We start from the raw sequence: 20,681 nt of genomic DNA, 5'->3' as shown, positions 1-20,681 counted from the left end.
TAAATGCCAAATTTCTAGTTCCTTTTAAAAGCTGTTAACCTTTCTGTTCCGACTCTAGCTCAGAAATATACTTGCGTACAGTACTATAGCTAATCTCTGGATTGATTTGGCGCTTGATGCGAATATGGATTTCTTTAATTCCAACCCCTTGCTCACGCATATCTCGAATCATCGACTTCAAGGGCCCTGTCAATGACTCTCTTGACATCGCTGTATATTTACTTAGTTCAATGAGAAGATCTGTATTTTGTTGACGGAGCACCTTCATCTCCTCCACCACACAATTATATTCAGTGACCTTTTTCTGCAAAACCGTGTTTTGCTGCTTTAACTTTTGTAGATCCTCTGTTAGCTGTGCATTTTGTTTTTTTAGCATTTTTCGTTCTCGTTCTATACCATTTTGCTTGTTATCTAAATCTTTATACATAGCATTATATAACTCTTCCATATGCAAAAGTTCTAGATAGCGATTTTGCGGTACAATCATTAAGCTATCTGTCGTGTATAGAGCTAGCGTTCCATCTTTAAAAGGCTCATACGACAATGTAGAGGGATTTATTTTATTTGCCATTTATTTTTCACTCCTCCACGAATAATTACATGTAATCGAATACCTTTGTGCATCTTTCCGCTTCCTTTTCCACTTGATAATCATTCTCATTTAATATTATCATAATCACTATTTTGCTTTTTGTCAAAGATCATTTCCCTTGTGTGGAAGGAGCCTCTATCTGCCTACCCTTTCCATAAAAAAAGCCTCTTGCAACAATAGCTGCAAGAAGCTTTAGCCTTACATTTTTTTCAGTTTCTCATATTCCAATTGCAAACGCTCAATACGTTTACGACCTTCTTCACGGTTTCTTGCTGTTTCTGCTTGAATTTGCTTCGTTTCTTGAATACCAGCCATAATTGTTTGCCATGTTGTTTCAATGGTTTCAATTTTAATGCTTGGGCTACCAGCTTGACGAGCGATATTCACACTGTTCTTACTAATATTTTCAGCATTACGGACAAGCATTTCATTCGTACGGCGATCTAGTTCCACCATAGAATCAGAAATCAACTTTTGACGCTTCAATGTCACTGCGTGAATTAACCCCTGCTTAAAGATCGGAATCGTTGTGACAAAGGCAGAATTAATCTTGGCAATTAGATGATTGTTCCCTTGCTGCATTAAGCGAATTTGTGGAGCTGATTGGAATGATACTTGTTGCGCCATTTCTAAATCGTAGCGACGTTGCTCTAATAATTCTACAGCGCGAAGCATTGTTTCATATTCCATAGCGGCCAATTGATCACCACTTTGAGCCTTTTGTTCAAGTGCTGGTAAAGACGCACGAACCTCTTCTGTTTTCACTTCAATAGCTGCAACAAATTTACTTAATGATTGGAAGTAGTTTAGGTTTTGGTCATACAAATTTTCCAGGTCAATGGTATTACGCTTCATTTCCCCTTCATATTTTTGGATTTCACGGTAAATGACATCCACTTCTTTATTCATGCTGTCATATTTAGATAAGAACCTTTCCAATTGCTCTTTTCCTTTGTTAAAGAGCTTGGAGATGAAACCGCCCTTTTTCTCTTCCGCAAAGTCCTGTGGATCGAATTTATCCATAATTTTATTCAGGTTATTTAATAACACACTCGATTCTTCCAGCTTACTAGCTTTCATCGTTGCGAGCATTTTATCGGAAAAAGTTGAAATGCCACTTGCTGTTTCTTTACCAAGCTCTAGCATGGCAATTTGATCTTTGACATCAATTTTTTGTGCAAGTGTATGAACCTCTGGATCTTGCTTTAACATTAGCTGATTTTGAGCGATTTGTGATAGCTCTTGCTCTGATACAAGTACTGGCTTTTGCTCAGTTGCCTGCTGTAAAAGTGGTTTTGGCTGTAATAAAGGATTTTCTGAAGCGAATGGGTCCTTGGATTTTAAAAGATCATTGTTGAATTCAGACATATGTTTTACCCCCTGCAATTTATCTCTACTAATTACTTACGATTACCATGTAAAAAAGTTTCATTTTCTATAGGATGAAAAAATACGAATCTGCTATACAATAGCCATTCTGGTGTAGCTTATATTGCAAACTATATTGGTTAGGGTGAGCACTATTAATAAAAATTTCCCCTTCAGTGCAATAGTGAAGAATTTCTTCTATTTCTTTACTATTAGGGTACAGCTGTTGAAACTTTTGAAAGAGCTGCACTTTTTCTTCGCTTGTTGCTAAACGCTGATTTGATGATCGGTTCAGGACTGCTTCCACCTCTGATTTAGCTAACATCATCTCATCCCCTTTTATAAATTATAGCTTCTTTCTATCCAAAATTCGACTGATTCCGCAAATTCCTTTACATTGTTTGCTAGCAATGGCACCATGACACCAAAAAAGCAGCTACATTATCCATGTAGCTGCCAATATATTATGTTGTTACCTTTAATACCGTTTTAATTTTTTGAATGACGCCGCCAGAGCTATATGTCAATACACTACGTTTATAGAACGATAAACTAAATAGGTATACGACAACAATCGTTACGATTAAAATTCCTAATGAAAGTAATGGTACAATGCCACCGATATCTGTAGCGCCAATACGCATTGGCATGATCATGCCAGAAGTTAGTGGGATATAAGAGAATATTTTAATAATAATTGTATCTGGATTCCCCATGCCTGTCAGCATAACATAGAAGCCAATGATCGTAATAATCATCGCAGGCATTAATACTTGACCTGCCTCTTCTACTTTCGATACTAAAGAGCCAAATAATGCACCGATGATAAGATACAGGATAACTGTTAACAGTAGGAATACGATAGCATAGACGACATAGCCAATGGACAATTCCTTGACAATGCTAGCAGCTGCATCCCAAACCATCCCACCTTTGATAAACTTCGCATAGATAAGGAACACGATCGCAATAATGCCCATCTGTGTTAAAGCAAGCAATAATACTCCAGCAATTTTTGCTTTAAAATGTGTCCCAGGTTTGACACTAACTAAAAGCATTTCCATTGCGCGTGAGCCTTTTTCAGAAGCTATTTCAGTCGTAATCATCGATAGGAATGTAGAAATGAAGAAATAGATTAAAATCCCTACCGCATAGGAAACTACTAGCCCTGATTGCTTTTCTTCTTCACTTTTTCCACCGGCTGATTCCTCATTTAAGTTTTTCGTTGAAATTGTTGTTTGAGCTGCCATAATTTGTGCCGCTTGCTCAGATGAAAGTGATAATTGTTGTACGGCAAAGTGCTGTCCTGCATATTGTAATAAGGATGATAATGTAGATTGATCGTTTAATTTCAGTGGTGTGAACGTAGCAATTTCCGCATGTAATTGACCATTTTGATCGTTAATCGTCACAATCGCATCCAGCTTGCCGTCCTTTACTCTTTTTTCAAGGGTCGATACATCTTGCTCATCCTGAATAAAGTTCATATCTCCATTCGAGACAAATATACCACTTAGATCAGCAGAGGTTTCATTAATAATCGCGATTTGCTGTGCTTCATCATCACCTGTGAATAGTTCCTTAATTTCTGACCAGAAGACAGCCACTGACATGACAAGGACATATAAACAAGTCATTAAGATAAAGGATTTTGATTTAATTTTAGCTTTATATAATTGCTTCATTAATAAACTAAACTTCGACAACATGGCCACCTACCTTATCTTTAAAGATTTCATCTAATGATAAATAATCTAAGCTGAATTTTTCAATATACTTCCCATTGGATAGCTGCTCAAAGATACCTTGAGCAAAGCTTTCGTCTACTAATGTAAGCACTGTTTGCTCCTTCTCTACACGCACATCCTTGACACCCTCAAGTGCCAATAATTGTGTTGTTGACCAATCCGTACGAACTGCAAGCTTTGTTTTACCATATTGTTTCTTTAAATCTAGTAAGCTTCCAGAAAATAAAGAAACACCTCGTTTTAATAAACACAAATGATCACAAAGCTCCTCGACATTATCCATTTGGTGACTGGAGAACAAAATCGTCGTGCCTTGCTCTTTCAATAGTAAAATAGCATCCTTTAGTAAATCTTTGTTGACGGGATCTAGCCCACTGAACGGCTCATCTAAAATTAAAAACGCAGGTTTATGGATAAAACTTGCAATTAGCTGTACCTTTTGCTGATTCCCTTTTGACAATGTTTCTGCCTTATCTTTACGTTTTTCTTCCAATTCAAAACGTTGAATCCAAAAATCTATTTCCTTTTTCAGCTCTGCTCGCTTCATACCTCGTAGCTCACAAAAAAAGTAAAGCTGCTCCTCTACCTTCATTGTTGGGAAGATACCACGCTCCTCTGGTAAATAACCAAGGACATCTCGGTTAATGGCATTAACTGGCTTACCATCCCAAGTAATTGTCCCCTCCGTCGTCTCCTGTAAATCTAAAATCATTCGGAATGTCGTCGTTTTCCCTGCACCATTTTGACCAATTAGACCGAAAATTTCACCCTTTTCAATGGTAAAATTCAAATCATCCACAGCTGTAAAATCCTTATACTTCTTTGTAACATGCTGTAACTGTAACGTCATGTTGTCATCCTCCTTATCCTTCAAATATATGTAAGTTTTGTTTCAAGCCCTTTTTACGATTTCCATTTTTCACTATAGGAATGAATAGCAGTAAGGCTACAATCAAATTTATGCACCCCACGCTTGTGTTCATAGGTCCTGCAGCGAATTCCTGTAAACCTAGCGATAGATTGTAAATACCAATGATTAAATTTAACAGTAACACAAATATAAATATGCGATTCATGGATTTAATATAGTTTATTTTCGAGGAAGCATCTGAAAATATCTCAAAAGGCCCCTCCGATTTTGGTTTTCGATAATAGGCCCACCCACCAAACTTAGACACACACTCGATATTCATTTCATCTAAAAATTCAAAATAATCCTTCGACTTTCTATTAACAAATTCATTTCGATAAATATATTGACCTGGTGTCCCTTTTTCAAAAACAAAGTAGCCTACCACTGTCTTTTTAAGATTCCACCCCCGATCTGCCATGTCATTGACCCATCGTTCTTCCTTTTCGTAATCAATAAAAAAACGATACATTCTTTTTTTCATTTTGCATCACCCCTACTATAAAATCATGCTTCCTTTTTCATTATTTTCTGATTTCCCGGAAAATAATAGACGCTTCGTTAATCTGAAAATACATTTAATTCTCTCTTTAATCGATTGCGCATACGCATAAGCTTATAGAATGGGAGGGCAAATAATGCTACAACCACAAAATTCAGCGTATTTAACGTGAAACCAACCCAGTCTGTTGTTTGCTCCGAAAAATCGCCAATTAAACCGATCAGTCCAATGAACAAATTAAGTAGAATAAGAGAAAGTAAGAGCATCATCTTTTTTGACAGGTTACCAATTTTCGTTTTTTTATCTGTATACAGCTCAAATGGACCTTCCCGTGCTGCTTTTCTAAAAAATACAAAATTACCAGAACGGTCTACTTGCTCAATACCAGAGGTTTTAAGAAATTCGAGATATTCCTCTTCATAGTGCGTACCGAATCGCTCTAATTCATCATGGCGATAAACATAGTTATTTGGTTCTCCACGCTCAAACGTAAAGCGAATACATGTAAATTTTTTCAAGTACCAGCCCTGACTAGCCATGTCATTGACCCACTTCTCTATTGCATAGGGATTAATCATCAATCGATATTTATGCATATTATTCAACTCCTCTCGTTATACGGATACCATTGTCAAAAAGTTCCCTTAATCTTAAAATTTCATATTCCACCATTGTTTTTCCAGTTTCGGTAATAACATACTCTTTCTTTCTGCCATCCCCACCAAGTGCCTCTATCCATCCTCTTTCCAACAATGTTTTAATCGCACCATATATGGTTCCTGCCCCTAAGCGCACTCTTCCATTGCTCATTTCTTCCACCAATTGCATAATGCCATAGCCATGCCTCGCCTCATATAATGCTAATAAAATATAATAAACGCCCTCTGTTAATGGCGGATGCTGCTGTGTCATACAAATCCTCCTTTATATCGTCCATCAATATATCGTCAGTCGATATACTAAAATATATCAGCAGTCGATATAATTGTCAACGCTCATTCATAGTGTTGCAGTTCCTCGTACACTATGCTAGGATGTAAGTAATTACTTGCATGGAAGGAAGTATGTTTTTGACAACGAAAGGAACTGCACAACGAATTATCGAAGCTGCTTTACAATTGATTAGTGAAAAAGGCTATACAGCTGCAACTACCAAAACCATTGCAGAATTAGCAGGTGTCAATGAGGTAACTCTTTTCCGTCACTTTGGCAACAAACGTGGTTTATTAAAAGCCATTATTGAGCAATTTTCTTATTATCCGCTTCTACAGCAGGAGATCAATCAAAATGTAACGTGGGAATTAGAAAAGGATTTATTAAATTTCTCATTGAAGCATTTTCATTTTTTAATGTCGATAAAAGATTTTGTCATGATCGGCTTTAAGGAATCTATTCAATTTCCTGAAATTAGTGAGGAAATCGCCAATATCCCTCTCCTCATCAAAAAGGAGCTCATTCACTATTTTCAAGTGATGCATCGTCAGGGGAAAATAAGAGAAGTTGATTTTGAAGCAGCAGCATTATCGCTTATCGCTTTGAATTTTGGTCATTTTATGTCACGTGCTCAACTTGGAACAATCGTGTCTGACTTACCAACGGAAGAACTTTTACAAACTAGTGTTGCTATTTTTTCTAGGGGACTCGTTTCCTAGAAAAAATTTTTCCAATCAATGCAAGTAAGTACTTACTTAATTTTAGGAGGAATAAAAAATGACAGGTTTACAAGCATTTTTACGAGTTCGCGAAACCTATATTGGCATTGTTGCAACCATTGCCTTTCAATTAATCTTCTTTACAATCTGGATGACTGCCTATGATGGTGTCAATGAAAGAGCTGAACAGTTAAGCATTGGCATTGTTGTGGAAGATTCTGTAATGGGGCAACAGGTAGCACATAACATCAAAGGCTCCATCCCCTTTGCAATGGAGGACTATTCTTCGATGAAGAAAGCTGAGAGCGCATTAAATGAACGAAAAATTAATATGATTATGCAGATTCCAGCCGATTTTACAAATCAAATCCAAGCAGGGAAAGAGGCTGAAATTATTTATGCGATTAATCAAGCCAATGCAAGTGTAGCGAAAAATATGATGGAGGGTGTTGCAAAGCAATTAACAGAAGAAATCAATCAAGCCCTTTATCCAATGCAGCAAAATCAAGCGGTTGCAGTCTTTGCTCAACAATTTGCTCAGCTTCCATTCGAGCAAGACACTGCCCAACAAATTACCACTTCTGTCAAAACGACTGTAATGAATGTCAAAGACCATCCCGTCGATGGTACAATTGTAAAAACCAATGATGTAAAGGGATTTGCTGCAAACTTCGTCCCATTTATGGTCATCATTTCCTCCTTTGTGGGAGCGATGGTCATGATTATGCAACACCAAGAAGCAGCACAGCTCGTTCAAGCAAGCCTATCAAAATGGCAATTGTTTCTCGCACGACAGCTACTCAATGTGGGCGTAGCCTTTACATTGCCATTCATAACAATTGGTTTGATGCACCTTTTTAATATCGATAGTCAAGAAAGCCTGTTGTCGATTTATCTCTTCCAATCTGTAATGTATCTTGCTTTCCTTAGCTTGGCCCAAGTATTTGTGATTGCCTTTGGGAATATGGGGATGATATTTAATATTTGTGCTCTCTCACTCCAATTAGTAACATCTGGTGTACTTGTTCCAAAAACCATGCTATCTGAAGGATACAAGCAGGTCGCTGCCATGCTACCTGCCACTTATGGAGCAGATGGCTACTACACGATCATCTTTGGTGGTAGTACCGATAATCTCCTGCAAAACAGTAGCTCCTTAGGCATCATCATCTTCGTGACACTAGCCATTGCTACGCTGATCGTCACATTTAAGCCAACAAATGATTTAATAGAAAAGAAAAGGTCTACAAGTTGATGTAGACCTTCTCTTTGAGGGGTTATCCGCTACTTCTTCTCTTCTATCCTTCAAATTGAGCGTTCTATCCGCTACTTCTTCTCTTCTATCCTTCAAATTCGGGCATTCTATCCGCTACTTCTCTCTATCCTTCAATTCTAACGTTCTATCCACTGCTTCTTACTCTATCCCCCACTTCTCACATTCTTTAAAATAGCTGCTAGCTGTTGATTTAACATGGTCACGCTATCGCTGAAATCGCCGCGATACCATTGAATGATGAGACCGATGATGGCGTTTGCTTGATAGGCGCTATAATAGTCGATCGATATATGATCCTCCATTTGATGTATGTGCTGTGTGGTAATATCTCGTTTTAGCAGAGAATAAATGCCATCAAAAAGCATGTAATAATAGGTCAGCGGGACATTTTTAGAAAAGACGATACGGTAAAACATTTTAAAGCGTTCGATATGATGAAAAATACGGATGGTATTGGGATCTAATTGATTTGTGTTCAATGTCGTGACCGCACGATAGGGTTCTTCATAGGATTGATATAAATCCTCCATTATCTCCTGAAAGTATTCTTCAAAGAGCCCCTCTTTTTGCTCGTAGTGTAAATAGAAGGTTCCTCTATTGACCTTTGCTTCTCTACAAATTTCAGCAATGGAGATTTGCTCTAATGGCTTTTGGCTAAGCAAGGTCAATAAAGCATCGTGGAGAGCTTGCTTGGTTTTAATAATCCGTAAATCTGTTGTACGCAATTTTTTCAGCTCCTTAATAAACAGTTTGTCCAAATGTGTTGATTACTCAACACATCCCGTTTTTTTGCATATTGAAATCGCTTTCATTTTTATTATATGATTTTAATGAACAGATGTTCAATAAGTAAAGAAATTACTATGAGGAGGTCTTTGAGATGAGATTAGAAGGTAAAGTAGCCATTGTGACAGGTGCAGCTTCAGGTATGGGGAAAGCCATTGCAGAAGGATATGCAAAAGAAGGCGCTAAGGTTGCCGTTTCAGACTTAAATTTAGAGGGTGCCCAAGCGGTTGTGGAAGGTATTCAAGCGGCTGGAGGAACAGCATTTGCCATTCAAACCAATGTCGCATCTACAGAAGACTTACAACGCTTATTTGATGAAACAAAAACGAACTATGGTCAATTAGATATATTAGTCAACAATGCAGGTATTATGGATGGTATGGAGCCAGTTGGAGAAATTTCTGATGAACGATGGGAAAAAGTATTTGCAGTGAACACAACAGCTGTTATGCGCTCTATGCGTATGGCTACCGAAATTTTCCTTGCACAAGGTCACGGTGTCTTTGTCAATAATATTTCTGCAGGTGGCTTATATGGTGCACGGGCTGGGGCTGCTTATACAGCTTCAAAACATGCGGTAGTTGGTTTAACAAAAAATACAGCTTTTATGTATGCTGATAAAAATATTCGCTGTAATGGTATTGCGCCAGGAGCAGTGATGACCAATATCGCCTCTTCTATGACAAATATGAGCCAAACAGGAGCTGCACGACAAGCACTAGGACTATCCATCAATCCGCGGGCTGGTCAGCCAGAAGAAATCGCTCAATTAGCGATCTTCCTAGGCTCGGATGAGGCTAGCTTTGTGAATGGACAAGTTATTGCAGTTGATGGTGGCTGGACAGCTTACTAATTCATAAAGAAACACGCACAGAGACATTTTCTGTGCGTGTTTCTTTCATTATATAACTTTTCGAGACGGAATCATGCTTCCAATTACTGCCCCTATTAACGCTGGCAGTATCCATCCTAAGCCAATATCATAAAAAGGTAGCATCGCAGAATAGTATTTCTCTACTGCATCCAATACACCTAACTTCGCATCTGGCACACTTTCTACCAGGGCTTTATAGCCATCAATCAGGCTAATGAAAAATGTAAAAATCATCGCAATGGCATACACTGTTTGCTTATTCTTAAAGAAGGATGAGCTTAGAGCAAGCAAGATTAAGACGATTGCTAATGGATATAAGAACATTAAAACTGGAATAGCATATTTGATAATATTGTTTAAACCAAAATTTGCAATCGTAAAGGATACAGCACACAACAGGAACACAAACCATTTGTAACTGATTTTTGGAAATACCTCATGGAAAAATTCACTACAAGATGTAATTAAGCCGATACTTGTTTTTAAGCAAGCGAGCACAATGATGACCGCCAATAAAATAGCTCCAAATGAGCCGAAATAATGATCGGCCACTGCCGCAAAGATTAAACCACCATTATCAAAAGTCCCGACAGCATTAATACTAGAAGCGCCCATATAGGTTATGAGACCATAAATCAGCGTCATTAAAGCCATTGCAAAAATACCTGATGTCCATGTAGCCTTGGCAATTTCCTTACGATCTGTAATCCCCGCACTTTTAATTGCATTAATGACAACAATCCCGAAGGCTAGTGAGGCAAGGGCGTCCATCGTATTATAGCCCTCTTTAAAGCCTGTCATAAAGGCAGCATCCATATATTCACCGATTGGCTGCTGGAAATGGCCCATTGGCTTTGTAATGCTTGTAATAATTAAAATAAATAAAACAACTAAAAATGCAGGTGTTAAATATTTACCGATATAATCCATTATTTTTGCTGGGTTTAAAGAAAAATAGTAGACAATGGCAAAAAATATAAAGCTAAATACAGCTAGTAGCAGTGTTGCATGTTGTGCTTGAATATATGGCTCAAACCCTACTACAAAAGGTACAGTTGCTGTACGTGGGATGGCAAAGAATGGGCCGATTGTTAAGTACAGTGCTAATGAAAAAATAATACCAAATATAGGATGAACACGATTGGCTAGATCACGTAAACCATTACTACCTGATAAGCCAATTGCCAAAATTCCGAGGAATGGTAAGCCGATAGCAGTCACTAAAAATCCGATTAATCCAAACCAAAAATTAGTCCCAGCAAATTGACCCATTTGAATAGGAAAAATTAGGTTCCCTGCTCCAAAATACAGTCCAAATAACATGGTTCCAATGACTGCGTAAGTTGAAAAAGGTATTTTTTGTTGCATAATTGATGTGCTCCTTAGAAGTTTTAGACTATAGCAAATTATTTTAATCGAATGATTTTTCACTACAATTTCATCATGTTATCAAGCATTTATTATAATTACAATAGTTTTTTCGTTTATCCAGTGAGATTCAACAAAAAAAGAGCTGTCTACTGACAGCCCCTTCTTAGTTTGCAACTGACCATTCAATATGATCTAAAAATTTATAAACATCTTCATACACTTTATCGCGTTCTTTATCCAATGTAATAATGTGGCCAGAGTTTTCATACCAAATGATTTCTTTGTCGTCTGTTTCCACAGTATTTAAAATAAAAGGTGCGCTTTCTTGATATAGGTCATCATCTAATGAGCCTTGTAACACAAGAGTTGGTGCTTTGATCGTTGATAATTCTTCACGCGTTTCTGTTGTTAAACGTGTTACGCCGTCCAATGAATCCTTCGGTGAAATACGTAATTCATGTAATTCTGAAATAATTTGATCTTTTGATTTATTTTCAAAGTGTTTATATAAACGAGCATAATGGTACAAACGTGTAAATAAGCCTTTTGAATTATCACGTGTAATCGGTGCACACATCGCTACACATGCTTTCACTGGGAATGTCTCTGCCACTTTTAATGAAAAGACGCCTCCAAGTGAAATCCCAACAACAGCGATTTCTTCATAGCCTTTCTCTTGTAGGAAGTTATAACCTTCTACTACATCGTTCCACCAATCTTCTGGTTTTGTTTCTAATAATGCTTCTGGTTCTACACCATGCCCACTATAAATTGGTGCATGCACAGTATAACCTCGTTGAGATAAAAATTCTCCTAGCTTTTTCACATCTTTTGTGCTACCTGTGAATCCATGCAGTAATAGTACGGCTTTTTTGCCTCCCTCGATTGTTAGAGGTTGTGGCTTTGTTAACTTCATTTTATGATATCCCCTTCACGGAAATTAATAATTGTGTATTTTATGTGTCTATCTTACCACCCTTTATTCATAATGTACAATTTATAGTTTTTATCAAATCAATGTGTATTATGCATGAATGATGTCAACTTAATGGCTGTACTATCACACTTTCTGCTACTTAACTTTTCCATTCTGCTAAATAATTGCAACGTCCTTTTAAAAATTTTTTGCTACCTATACTTCCCGTCTGTTTCCCGTTATAATGCAGATAACTCAAAATTCACAAGAAAAGAGGTGAAAAAAATGGAGTGGCAACAATTAGAATATTTTGTAACCGTTGCAAAGTTAGAGCATATGACACGGGCTGCCGAAGCATTAGCGATTTCACAGCCAGCACTTAGTCGTTCAATTTCAAAGCTGGAGGAAGAATTAGGTGTACCGCTTTTCGACAGACAAGGGCGCTCGATTATGCTAAACCGATATGGAGAGCTATTTTTATATCGTGTCCAGCGCATGCGTAAGGAATATGAAAAGGCTGTTTTAGAATTACAGGAACTTAATAATCCAGAACTCGGAGATGTATCACTCGGTTTTTTACATACACTTGGAACGAGTATTGTACCCGACTTGATTCGTGCCTTCCGTCAAAAACATCCCCATATACGTTTTCATTTCACACAAAACTACTCCCATTCACAGTTAAAACAATTACTGGCAGGTGAGTTAGACCTGTGCCTACTAGCTGCGATCGATACAGAGCCGCCAGTTTGTTGGAAGGAATTATGGCGAGATGAGCTCTTTATAATGGTCCCAATTGACCATCCATTAGCCCATCGTAAAAGCATCAAAATGAAAGAATTGGAGCATGAAAGTTTTGTCTTAATGAAAAAGGGCTATGCATTACGTCGCTCAGCTGATCGCTTATTAAATGCTGCGGGCATTAAGCCTAAAATTTCTTATGAAGGTGATGAAGTATCGACAATCGCTGGATTTGTTGGTGCGGGGCTTGGCGTTTCCTTACTACCCGATGATGAGGATTTAAACCCCAAAAAAATCGTTAAAATCCATGTTGAGGATATGGTATGTGAACGAATTATCGGCATGGCTTGGATAGAAAATCGTTATTTATCGCCATCTGCACGTCAGTTTAAACAATTTGTTTTCGATTTTTATGACAATAAATAAAAAGAGCGAGTAACAACATCATCTAGATGTCCTTGTTACTCGCTTTATTTTCTAAAAGGCACTGTTTCACCATACTAGGGAGGTAATAATTTGAATTTATTACTTAATACATTAGGTTTCTTTGTATTTTTATTTACCTTGATCGTATTATTCATTTTTGTAATCAAATTAATAAATTTCTTTTTTAAACAGAAAAACTTCCCTAAAAAAACATTAACAGCACTATTGACAGGTTTAGTCCTGTTTTTGGGAATATTTATATATATTCAATATTTTTTTACGTTTAGTACTTTAGATAAAGAAAATACGCAAAAGGTGGCCGAATCTGTGTTATCTCCTACAGGAGAATATACAGCGCACGCTTATTATGAACCATATGGTGGTGCAGGTCCAAGTGGTGGTGTTCATGTATGGATAGAAATTTTAAATAATAAAGCTCACACAAACAAAATCGTCTATTATGCAGAGGCTAAAAGTCAATTCTCGATGAAATGGCTAGACGAGGAAAAATTATCCATTGTTAATAAAGAGCCTAATTATACCAATTCAAATAGAAGTCTAGTATTAAATATTGATAAAGAAATTTATCATGAAAATGGCTTGGCATGTCAAAGTTTGTTGATGAAAGATGAATATGAAAAGTGTTATCAAAATTAAAACGGTTAAGTTACTGTGCTGAATCATTATGTTGAAACGACTGCCTTTGAGCACTACTAATACAAGCAGCTTCAAGCATTTGGAACAATAAAAAATCAGGCTTTGCTCGCCTGATTTTTTACTGTTCATTCACTTAAATGAATTAAAGTAATTTAACCTGATAGGAAAAAATATCCGTTGTATCGCCTTTCATGGCAAATACGCCCTGTTCGACGAGGGTCAGTAAGCGATACTCTACAAAATCATTTCCTACATAATGGACAAATGTTTCAAATATCTGTGCCAAAATATGCGTAGGCATTAGCCACTCTTCATTTTGCTGTAAATGCAATTTTTTTGCACTGGCGATAATGTATGCATCCATTGCATCTTCCTCTACATGCAATAGTTCACTTTTCCATAACCGTAATGTACTTGGCTGTTCTTTGATGTTCTCCCATTCCTTAGCGAGTTGCTGACATTCTTGCACAGAGAATCGTTTCGCACTAGGGCGAAGCTTCATGAGCATTTCCGAGGAAAGCTCGCCTGTATGGCGAATGTCTAGATTGGGCTGGATACTCTTTAGATTCTCCGTTGCATCAATACCATACACCATACTGCATTTATGAATTAACTCACTCATCACATAGCGCAGTCCTATTTGTTCATGTGTGTTGTGACTATACCAAATCCACACATCCACATCACAAGGTAAATTAGCGATCTTTTTCCTCCAGTTTTCATACATCTCATCATACAATTGCTGGTCATCATCATCTAAAATATGCGTGGTTAACCAAGTTTTACGTTCTTCAAAGTTTTGAAGAGGTCCAATCGAGAGATCATCATGGACACTTAGAACTGATTCATTTCGCTGCAAACGATGTTGACGAATTGCAAGTTTCATAGAACCCTGCGTTGCTAAGCTAAAGGTAATATGTAAAATAGCCATGTCCATTCCTCCCTACTGTTTGCTGATGGCAATCTGTATCCCGATAAATGTGAAGAGAATACCTTGAACCATATTTAGTCGTTTAGCAATCGCAGGTTTACCAATAATGACTTGTCTAACTTTCCCTGCAAATATACTAAACAATGAAAATAATACAAGTGCTTGTATTAAAAATACAATACCCAAAATAAGCATTTGAAACGCCACATGTCCTTGCGATGGATTAACAAACTGTGGTAACAGCGCTAGGAAAAATAACGATACTTTAGGATTTAAAATATTCATTAATATTCCCTTTTTATATAATTTAATATAAGCTTGCGTATTTTGCTGTTGCAACGTAAAAGGGTCTCCTTTAGCACGAAATGATTGCCAAGCTAGATATAATAAATACGCTGCTCCTGCAAATTTGACGATGGAAAAAATAATGGTCGATTGATAAATTATCGCAGAAATACCCAGTACTGCTGCACTAATATGAACAAGTAGTCCTGTACACAATCCAAGTGATGTGGCAATACCCGCTTTTTTATCTTGTGTAATACTTTGGGCAAGCACAAATAAATTATCGGGCCCTGGCATAATGGTTAAAATAATCGCAGCCCCTAAAAACGCAAATAACGTTGAAATGTCCAAAACTTTCCCTTCCTTCAACTTCTTTTAAAAAACTATTTACATTATACTACATGACGTTGTTCTCACTAGATGTAAGTTTATGACTTTATCCAAAACTTTTTTTCAATTTGGGTTTCACAATTTATGCTCGCTCAAGCGATACTTTTCTTCCCTAATCCATTATAATAGTAGAAACTCATGATAAAATAGATAACTTCCATAAGAGGTGATTGATAATGGCAGTAAGTGATATTGTCACGCAATATGAAGATGAGCATGGACAGGTCTACTATAAAATGAAATCCCATGACATTGAGGTAAAGGCCACACAAAACGCAGGCTTAGCACCTGTCATCACGTATTGGATGGCTGACAAAGAGATTACGGATTCCATTCGAAATTTACGCTTCAGTCCACGTGCCCCATCTAGCTATATACAAGATTACGAAGAATTTCAAGCAATGCTTTATGCAAAAGAGCAACGAGCCATTAACCAGCTGTATGAACAAATGAGTATTAAACCCAAAAATATGTCTTCAGGGAAACAAGTCATTTGGAGTTTCTTTGTCATTGTGCTGGCTATGCTTCCCCTTTTCATAGCTATTTGGTGGTTTAAATAAATGAATAAGCAGCCTCTTTATCATTTTAACGCATTCCTTTCTTAATTTATCAAAACTTTCAAGTAATTTATCCGTTCAGCTTGACAGACTTATAGAAGTAGTGCATCCTTTAGTCAATAGATGAGAAAACGAACGAAGACCAGTAGTTAGCCACTGCTTGAAAAGAGAGCGATGCCCATCGGCTGGAAGGCATTGTACAAGAAAGACTAATGAAACCTACTTCGTGAAACGTCCTAGCCAAACTAGGCGCAGTCTCGAGCGTTATGAGAAAAGTGGAATGTCGCATGATATTCAATGTAGGTGGTACCACGGAAGGCAAGTCTTTTCGTCCTAATTTTTAGGATGAAAAGGCTTTTTTTATCTTGATTTAGCAATGATGGAGGTCGTGAGATGGAGAGAAAAAGAATTGTTGTTAAGATTGGTAGTAGCTCTTTAACGAATGCAAAGGGTGAAATCGATAAAGTTCGCTTAATGGACCATGTGCAGGCAATCGCCGAGTTGAAGAAATTGGGACATGAAGTGTTGCTTGTCTCGTCAGGTGCTGTAGCGGCGGGTTTTAAACAACTTGGCTACCCTGCTCGCCCTGTGACAGTGAAAGGAAAGCAGGCAGCTGCTGCTGTAGGACAGAGCCTACTTATTCAAACGTACAGTACTTTGTTTAGTATTTACGATATCGTGCCTGCACAGATATTATTGACACGAACAGATTTTTCTAAAAAAGAATGCTATAAAAATGCCTATGCGACTTTCGAGGAATTGTTAGAACGATCCATGCTACCGATTATTAATGAAAACGATACAGTGTCTATTAGTGAATTAACCTTTGGAGATAACGATATGCTTTCAGCACTCGTCAGTGGACTTGTCCACGCGGATCAGCTCATCATTCTAACAGATATCAATGGCCTTTATAATGCCAATCCCAATAAAAACCCACAGGCAGAGCGCATTGATCGATTAGCTGCTATTACAGATGACCTGCTAAGCTTTGCGGATGGTACAGGTTCAAAGGTTGGCACAGGTGGCATGGCCTCTAAGCTTCTGGCTGCACGAACAGCGCTACGTGCAGGGGTGAAGGTATTTATCGGTACAGGTCATGGCGCACAGAAGCTCGTCGATATTTTAGCAGGACATGGTGATGGCACTTATGTGGAGCATGATGAGCTTGCTGTATTAACAAATCATAAACAGTGGATTGCACTAACGGAAATTTCTGGTAAAATTTTTATAGATAGTGGTGCTGAACAGGCTTTAATGAATAATGGGAAAAGTCTATTACCTGCTGGCGTCTATCGTGTAGAAGGTGATTTCGTAAAAGGTGATGTTGTAGAAGTCTATAGTGAAAAGGACTTACTAGGACGTGGCGAAGTGCTGTACTCTTCTCAAGAGCTTATCTCTGCCATGGGAAAACGGACTGATACATTGCTGAAAAGCCCTATTGAGGTAATTCACAGAGATAAATGGCTGAAAATTCAAACGAATTAAGGAGGAATGACAAATGACAAGTGAAATTCAAGAAAAAGGACAACGCGCAAAAGCCGCAAGCTACATGTTAAATATTAAAACGACCTGCGAGAAAAATGAGGCACTGAAAAAAATTGCAGAACAGCTATTAATCGATCAACATGACATTATGGCTGAAAATGCAAAGGATTTGGCACAGGGTGAGCAGCAAGGTATACCTGCATCTACGTTAGATCGCATCATGCTCAATGAAGAACGGATTGCGGCAATGGCCGATGCCATTCATTTACTCGTCTCCTTAAACGATCCAGTAGGTACAATTGTTGAACGTATTGAAAAAGACAATGGGCTACGCATCGAAAAACGAATTGTCCCACTTGGTGTTATTGGTATGATCTATGAAGCTCGACCAAATGTCACAATCGATGCAGCAACACTCACTCTAAAAACAGGCAATGCCGTTATTTTGCGCGGAAGCTCTTCCGCCAAGTTTTCTAATATGGCTCTTGTCGCAAGTATTCATCGAGCGCTTGCTAAAACATCCATCCCTATCGATGCTGTTCAATTAATTGAGGATACAAGCCGCGAAACAGCCAAAGAACTATTCCATTTAAAAGAGTACTTAGATGTGCTCATTCCACGCGGTGGCAAAGCCCTGATTGATTTAGTTGTCAATGAAGCGACTGTTCCTGTACTGGAAACAGGTGCAGGCAACTGCCACATTTACGTGGATGAAATGGCGGATTACATAAAAGCAGAAAAAATCTGTCTGAATGCTAAAACACAGCGTCCTTCTGTTTGTAATGCAGCAGAAAGCTTACTCATTCATCCTACTTGGTTTAAAGAACATGGCGTCCAGCTTTTAACGTCTCTTCATCATGCAGGTGTAACCATCATCGGGGATGAGCAAGTATGTCAGCAGTTTGAAGCTGCCCTTCCAGCTACGGCGGATGATTATGCGACAGAGTACCTTGATTTAAAAATAAGCGTTAAATTAGTGGAAAATGTCTATGAAGCAATTGAGCATATTCAATACTTTGGCACAAATCATTCTGAGGCCATCATTACAGAAGATCAATTAACCGCCGAGACGTTCTTAAACAATGTCGATGCAGCAGCAGTGTATCATAATGCCTCCACCCGCTTCACAGACGGCTTTGAATTTGGTTATGGTGCAGAAATTGGTATTAGTACACAAAAGCTACATGCCCGTGGACCAATGGGCTTGCCTGCATTAACATCAACAAAATATGTTATTCATGGCAACGGCCAAATTCGTGAATAGTTCTTATAGTTTAATAAAATAATAGAAGGAAGGTTTCGTATGAACATCTCAGCAATCATTAAACTAACAGTCTCCATGGCACTGTTTGGTTCCATCGGCTTTTTTACCGTTCACACTGGTGTTCCCGCTACAGAGCTTGTCTTTGTTAGATGCATTTGCGCAACCCTCTTTCTAGGTGGTATGTGGCTCATAACGGGTGGACATAAAACAGAGGTATGGGATAAGAAGGAAATTTTTCAAACGCTTATTTGCGGTGTCTTTATTGTGTTAAACTGGGTATTTTTATTTAAAGCCTTTGAGGAAATGTCCATTTCGATTGCCATTTCCATCTATAATTTGGCCCCTATATTTGTGTTAATTTTAGGCGCTATCTTTTTGAAGGAAAAAATGACCATTCAGGCTCTTGTCGCAACAATCACTTGCTTTATCGGTAGTATTTTTATCATCGGTCTCAATAATTTTGTATCGTTCTCAGAATTTATGCAATCTGGCTTTGTCTGGGCATTACTGTCAGCGATATTTTATGCACTTACAATGCTAACAAGCAAAACCATCACGAAGCTTAGCTCGTATGCGTTAACCTATATTCAAACAACAGTTGGAATCGTGATACTACTGCCTTTTATCGACTTCTCGCTGTTTGATGGATTAACGTCAACCAATTGGTTTTATATACTAGGAACAGGCTTTATTCATACAGGATTTGTGTACTATTTATTTTTTGATAGTATTCGAAGCCTATCTACGATTCTTGTCTCTGTATTGGTTTTTGTCGACCCTGTTGTCGCCATTTTACTGGATATGCTATTGCTTGATTTTATGCCAAGCTTTACGCAAACGATGGGGATCCTTCTCATTTTCGCTGGTATTTTTTATACGATTTATGTTCCAAAGAAAAAGCGACTACCACAGGAGGTCTCATAATGGGCAAGCTCTTCACAATTGGAGAATTATTAATTGACTTTACACCGACACAGCAGCATGGCTCCCTAGCCAACATTGAGCATTTTACTAAACATGCAGGAGGGGCACCTGCCAATGTAGCCGCAGTCTGTGCAAAGCTAGGACAGCAGGCGGCCCTTCTCACACAAGTAGGTCAGGATGCCTTTGGTGACTTCCTAATCAAAACGTTGCAGCAAGCAGGTGTAGATACCCAGTTTATTCGTCAAACAACGGATGGCGAAACAAGTCTTGCCTTTGTTTCATTAAATGAACATGGCGATCGAGATTTTCAGTTTTATCGCCGACATGCTGCAGATCTCTTATACAAACAGGAATACCTCCCCTCGCAGCTATTAACAGCGCACGATATCGTTCACTTTTGCTCTGTTAATCTTGTAGAGAGTCCTATGAAACAAGCACATCTTGCCCTTATTGAACAGGCACATCAAGCAGGGAGCCTTATATCCTTTGATCCGAATGTGCGCCTTCCTTTATGGCAGGATAAGACGGCGTGTTGTGAAACCATTTTAGCCTTTTTACCAAAAGCCCATATTGTCAAGCTTTCAGAGGAAGAACTGCTGTTTTTAACTACTCTAGAAGATGAACAGGAAGCTGTTCAAACGTTATTCAAGGGATCTGTAAAAGTTATCATCATTACACATGGTGCTGCTGGGGCTACCCTATATACGAAAAAACATCATGTGAAGGCTCCTGCTGACAAGGTAAAAACCGTTGATACAACGGGGGCTGGTGATGCTTTTATTGGCGCGATTTTAAGTCAATTTCTTCATCATCAACTAACAGTAGCTCAAATGGTAGCTCATTGTGAACAGTATGCGATCTCTCTGCTTTCTTTTGCAAACGGATATGCAGGCATTTCAACCACAAAGCATGGGGCGATTCCATCCTATCCTGTACTTTCATTAGATATGAATCTAGGATAAATCGAAACTTTTTGTCCTTATTGTTCGTATGTACTAGTGACAGGTCATTAAAGGAGGGCTT

23 protein-coding genes are annotated in these 20,681 nt (G+C 38.2%); 10 read left to right on the top strand and 13 right to left on the bottom strand.

The window, feature by feature from the left end:
* Positions 1-34: 34 nt before the first annotated feature.
* From HCH28_RS09825 to HCH28_RS09790, 8 genes are all read right to left on the bottom strand, one after another.
* Positions 35-571, bottom strand: coding sequence for a hypothetical protein (locus HCH28_RS09825; RefSeq protein WP_221680785.1), 537 nt, complete (start codon positions 569-571; stop codon positions 35-37).
* A 219-nt stretch (positions 572-790) separates the two neighbouring features.
* Positions 791-1,960, bottom strand: a complete 1,170-nt coding sequence (locus HCH28_RS09820) for a toxic anion resistance protein (protein WP_221680784.1) — start codon at positions 1,958-1,960, stop codon at positions 791-793.
* A gap of 67 nt (positions 1,961-2,027) precedes the next feature.
* Positions 2,028-2,285 carry a hypothetical protein gene (locus HCH28_RS09815; protein ID WP_221680783.1) on the bottom strand — a complete coding sequence of 86 codons (258 nt, stop codon included), beginning with the start codon at positions 2,283-2,285 and terminating at the stop codon, positions 2,028-2,030.
* A 139-nt stretch (positions 2,286-2,424) separates the two neighbouring features.
* Entirely contained in the window at positions 2,425-3,669 is a 1,245-nt protein-coding gene (locus HCH28_RS09810; protein ID WP_221680782.1) for an ABC transporter permease, read from the bottom strand.
* Entirely contained in the window at positions 3,653-4,558 is a 906-nt protein-coding gene (locus HCH28_RS09805; RefSeq protein WP_221680781.1) for an ABC transporter ATP-binding protein, read from the bottom strand. Before HCH28_RS09805 ends, HCH28_RS09810 begins: the two co-directional genes overlap by 17 nt.
* Before the next feature lie 13 nt (positions 4,559-4,571).
* Positions 4,572-5,102 carry a DUF2812 domain-containing protein gene (locus tag HCH28_RS09800; RefSeq protein ID WP_221680780.1) on the bottom strand — a complete coding sequence of 177 codons (531 nt, stop codon included), beginning with the start codon at positions 5,100-5,102 and terminating at the stop codon, positions 4,572-4,574.
* A gap of 77 nt (positions 5,103-5,179) precedes the next feature.
* Entirely contained in the window at positions 5,180-5,716 is a 537-nt protein-coding gene (locus tag HCH28_RS09795) for a DUF2812 domain-containing protein (protein ID WP_221680779.1), read from the bottom strand.
* A 1-nt stretch (position 5,717) separates the two neighbouring features.
* Positions 5,718-6,032 (bottom strand): PadR family transcriptional regulator, encoded by a 315-nt coding sequence (locus HCH28_RS09790; protein ID WP_221680778.1) that lies wholly within the window; start codon positions 6,030-6,032, stop codon positions 5,718-5,720.
* Between the two features lie 152 nt (positions 6,033-6,184).
* Between HCH28_RS09790 and HCH28_RS09785 the strand changes: the two genes are divergently transcribed.
* Both HCH28_RS09785 and HCH28_RS09780 read left to right on the top strand, forming a co-directional pair.
* Positions 6,185-6,772: a TetR/AcrR family transcriptional regulator gene (locus HCH28_RS09785; RefSeq protein ID WP_255601018.1), complete on the top strand. Its 588-nt coding sequence runs from the start codon at positions 6,185-6,187 to the stop codon at positions 6,770-6,772.
* Between the two features lie 58 nt (positions 6,773-6,830).
* Entirely contained in the window at positions 6,831-8,027 is a 1,197-nt protein-coding gene (locus HCH28_RS09780; protein WP_221680776.1) for a YhgE/Pip domain-containing protein, read from the top strand.
* A 164-nt stretch (positions 8,028-8,191) separates the two neighbouring features.
* Here the strand turns inward: HCH28_RS09780 and HCH28_RS09775 are convergent, their stop codons facing one another.
* The gene (locus tag HCH28_RS09775) at positions 8,192-8,773 is read right to left on the bottom strand and encodes a TetR/AcrR family transcriptional regulator (protein ID WP_221680775.1); all 582 of its coding nucleotides are present in this window, start codon (positions 8,771-8,773) and stop codon (positions 8,192-8,194) included.
* 155 nt (positions 8,774-8,928) lie between these two features.
* Here HCH28_RS09775 and HCH28_RS09770 point away from each other — a divergent pair, with 155 nt between their 5' ends.
* On the top strand, positions 8,929-9,687 hold the full coding sequence (locus tag HCH28_RS09770; protein ID WP_048390161.1) for an SDR family oxidoreductase: 759 nt from the start codon (positions 8,929-8,931) through the stop codon (positions 9,685-9,687).
* Between the two features lie 48 nt (positions 9,688-9,735).
* Here HCH28_RS09770 and brnQ read toward each other — a convergent pair whose 3' ends face one another.
* Positions 9,736-11,076, bottom strand: coding sequence for a branched-chain amino acid transport system II carrier protein (gene brnQ / locus HCH28_RS09765; protein WP_221680774.1), 1,341 nt, complete (start codon positions 11,074-11,076; stop codon positions 9,736-9,738).
* A gap of 166 nt (positions 11,077-11,242) precedes the next feature.
* Entirely contained in the window at positions 11,243-11,995 is a 753-nt protein-coding gene (locus tag HCH28_RS09760) for an alpha/beta hydrolase (RefSeq protein WP_221680773.1), read from the bottom strand.
* Between the two features lie 285 nt (positions 11,996-12,280).
* On the opposite strand from HCH28_RS09760, the gene HCH28_RS09755 reads away from it, so the two are divergent.
* Positions 12,281-13,162 (top strand): LysR family transcriptional regulator, encoded by an 882-nt coding sequence (locus tag HCH28_RS09755; RefSeq protein ID WP_048390154.1) that lies wholly within the window; start codon positions 12,281-12,283, stop codon positions 13,160-13,162.
* A 90-nt stretch (positions 13,163-13,252) separates the two neighbouring features.
* Positions 13,253-13,819 carry a DUF5412 family protein gene (locus tag HCH28_RS09750; RefSeq protein WP_221680772.1) on the top strand — a complete coding sequence of 189 codons (567 nt, stop codon included), beginning with the start codon at positions 13,253-13,255 and terminating at the stop codon, positions 13,817-13,819.
* A gap of 142 nt (positions 13,820-13,961) precedes the next feature.
* Here the strand turns inward: HCH28_RS09750 and HCH28_RS09745 are convergent, their stop codons facing one another.
* A complete protein-coding gene (locus HCH28_RS09745; RefSeq protein WP_221680771.1) occupies positions 13,962-14,750 on the bottom strand; it encodes a DUF1835 domain-containing protein in 789 nt (262 codons plus the stop codon).
* Positions 14,751-14,762: 12 nt separating this feature from the next.
* Entirely contained in the window at positions 14,763-15,386 is a 624-nt protein-coding gene (locus tag HCH28_RS09740) for a LysE family translocator (protein ID WP_221680770.1), read from the bottom strand.
* Positions 15,387-15,601: 215 nt separating this feature from the next.
* On the opposite strand from HCH28_RS09740, the gene HCH28_RS09735 reads away from it, so the two are divergent.
* The 5 genes from HCH28_RS09735 (at position 15,602) to HCH28_RS09715 (ending at position 20,620) form a co-directional block, all read left to right on the top strand.
* Positions 15,602-15,985, top strand: a complete 384-nt coding sequence (locus tag HCH28_RS09735) for a hypothetical protein (RefSeq protein WP_004229554.1) — start codon at positions 15,602-15,604, stop codon at positions 15,983-15,985.
* A 390-nt stretch (positions 15,986-16,375) separates the two neighbouring features.
* Positions 16,376-17,470: a glutamate 5-kinase gene (gene proB, locus HCH28_RS09730; RefSeq protein WP_221680769.1), complete on the top strand. Its 1,095-nt coding sequence runs from the start codon at positions 16,376-16,378 to the stop codon at positions 17,468-17,470.
* 13 nt (positions 17,471-17,483) lie between these two features.
* Positions 17,484-18,734 (top strand): glutamate-5-semialdehyde dehydrogenase, encoded by a 1,251-nt coding sequence (locus HCH28_RS09725; protein WP_221680768.1) that lies wholly within the window; start codon positions 17,484-17,486, stop codon positions 18,732-18,734.
* 39 nt (positions 18,735-18,773) lie between these two features.
* Positions 18,774-19,658, top strand: a complete 885-nt coding sequence (locus HCH28_RS09720) for a DMT family transporter (protein WP_221680767.1) — start codon at positions 18,774-18,776, stop codon at positions 19,656-19,658.
* Positions 19,658-20,620 carry a carbohydrate kinase family protein gene (locus HCH28_RS09715; RefSeq protein WP_221680766.1) on the top strand — a complete coding sequence of 321 codons (963 nt, stop codon included), beginning with the start codon at positions 19,658-19,660 and terminating at the stop codon, positions 20,618-20,620. Before HCH28_RS09720 ends, HCH28_RS09715 begins: the two co-directional genes overlap by 1 nt.
* Positions 20,621-20,681: the final 61 nt, after the last annotated feature.

This window comes from Lysinibacillus sp. K60, assembly GCF_019731275.1.
GTDB classification, from domain to species: Bacteria; Bacillota; Bacilli; order Bacillales_A; family Planococcaceae; genus Lysinibacillus; species Lysinibacillus capsici.
This window is presented reverse-complemented; position numbering and strand designations above follow the sequence as displayed.

Excerpts from the sequence above, each read along its gene's own strand:
- HCH28_RS09805 (WP_221680781.1), bottom strand. The coding sequence starts at position 4,558 with ATGACGTTACAGTTACAGCATGTTACAAAGAAGTATAAGGATTTTACA.
- HCH28_RS09815 (WP_221680783.1), bottom strand. The coding sequence starts at position 2,285 with ATGTTAGCTAAATCAGAGGTGGAAGCAGTCCTGAACCGATCATCAAAT.
- HCH28_RS09755 (WP_048390154.1), top strand. The coding sequence starts at position 12,281 with ATGGAGTGGCAACAATTAGAATATTTTGTAACCGTTGCAAAGTTAGAG.
- HCH28_RS09760 (WP_221680773.1), bottom strand. The coding sequence starts at position 11,995 with ATGAAGTTAACAAAGCCACAACCTCTAACAATCGAGGGAGGCAAAAAA.
- HCH28_RS09800 (WP_221680780.1), bottom strand. The coding sequence starts at position 5,102 with ATGAAAAAAAGAATGTATCGTTTTTTTATTGATTACGAAAAGGAAGAA.
- HCH28_RS09720 (WP_221680767.1), top strand. The coding sequence starts at position 18,774 with ATGAACATCTCAGCAATCATTAAACTAACAGTCTCCATGGCACTGTTT.
- HCH28_RS09825 (WP_221680785.1), bottom strand. The coding sequence starts at position 571 with ATGGCAAATAAAATAAATCCCTCTACATTGTCGTATGAGCCTTTTAAA.
- HCH28_RS09780 (WP_221680776.1), top strand. The coding sequence starts at position 6,831 with ATGACAGGTTTACAAGCATTTTTACGAGTTCGCGAAACCTATATTGGC.
- HCH28_RS09785 (WP_255601018.1), top strand. The coding sequence starts at position 6,185 with ATGTTTTTGACAACGAAAGGAACTGCACAACGAATTATCGAAGCTGCT.
- HCH28_RS09725 (WP_221680768.1), top strand. The coding sequence starts at position 17,484 with ATGACAAGTGAAATTCAAGAAAAAGGACAACGCGCAAAAGCCGCAAGC.
- HCH28_RS09715 (WP_221680766.1), top strand. The coding sequence starts at position 19,658 with ATGGGCAAGCTCTTCACAATTGGAGAATTATTAATTGACTTTACACCG.
- HCH28_RS09735 (WP_004229554.1), top strand. The coding sequence starts at position 15,602 with ATGGCAGTAAGTGATATTGTCACGCAATATGAAGATGAGCATGGACAG.
- proB (WP_221680769.1), top strand. The coding sequence starts at position 16,376 with ATGGAGAGAAAAAGAATTGTTGTTAAGATTGGTAGTAGCTCTTTAACG.
- HCH28_RS09820 (WP_221680784.1), bottom strand. The coding sequence starts at position 1,960 with ATGTCTGAATTCAACAATGATCTTTTAAAATCCAAGGACCCATTCGCT.
- HCH28_RS09770 (WP_048390161.1), top strand. The coding sequence starts at position 8,929 with ATGAGATTAGAAGGTAAAGTAGCCATTGTGACAGGTGCAGCTTCAGGT.
- HCH28_RS09745 (WP_221680771.1), bottom strand. The coding sequence starts at position 14,750 with ATGGCTATTTTACATATTACCTTTAGCTTAGCAACGCAGGGTTCTATG.
- HCH28_RS09795 (WP_221680779.1), bottom strand. The coding sequence starts at position 5,716 with ATGCATAAATATCGATTGATGATTAATCCCTATGCAATAGAGAAGTGG.
- brnQ (WP_221680774.1), bottom strand. The coding sequence starts at position 11,076 with ATGCAACAAAAAATACCTTTTTCAACTTACGCAGTCATTGGAACCATG.
- HCH28_RS09810 (WP_221680782.1), bottom strand. The coding sequence starts at position 3,669 with ATGTTGTCGAAGTTTAGTTTATTAATGAAGCAATTATATAAAGCTAAA.
- HCH28_RS09790 (WP_221680778.1), bottom strand. The coding sequence starts at position 6,032 with ATGACACAGCAGCATCCGCCATTAACAGAGGGCGTTTATTATATTTTA.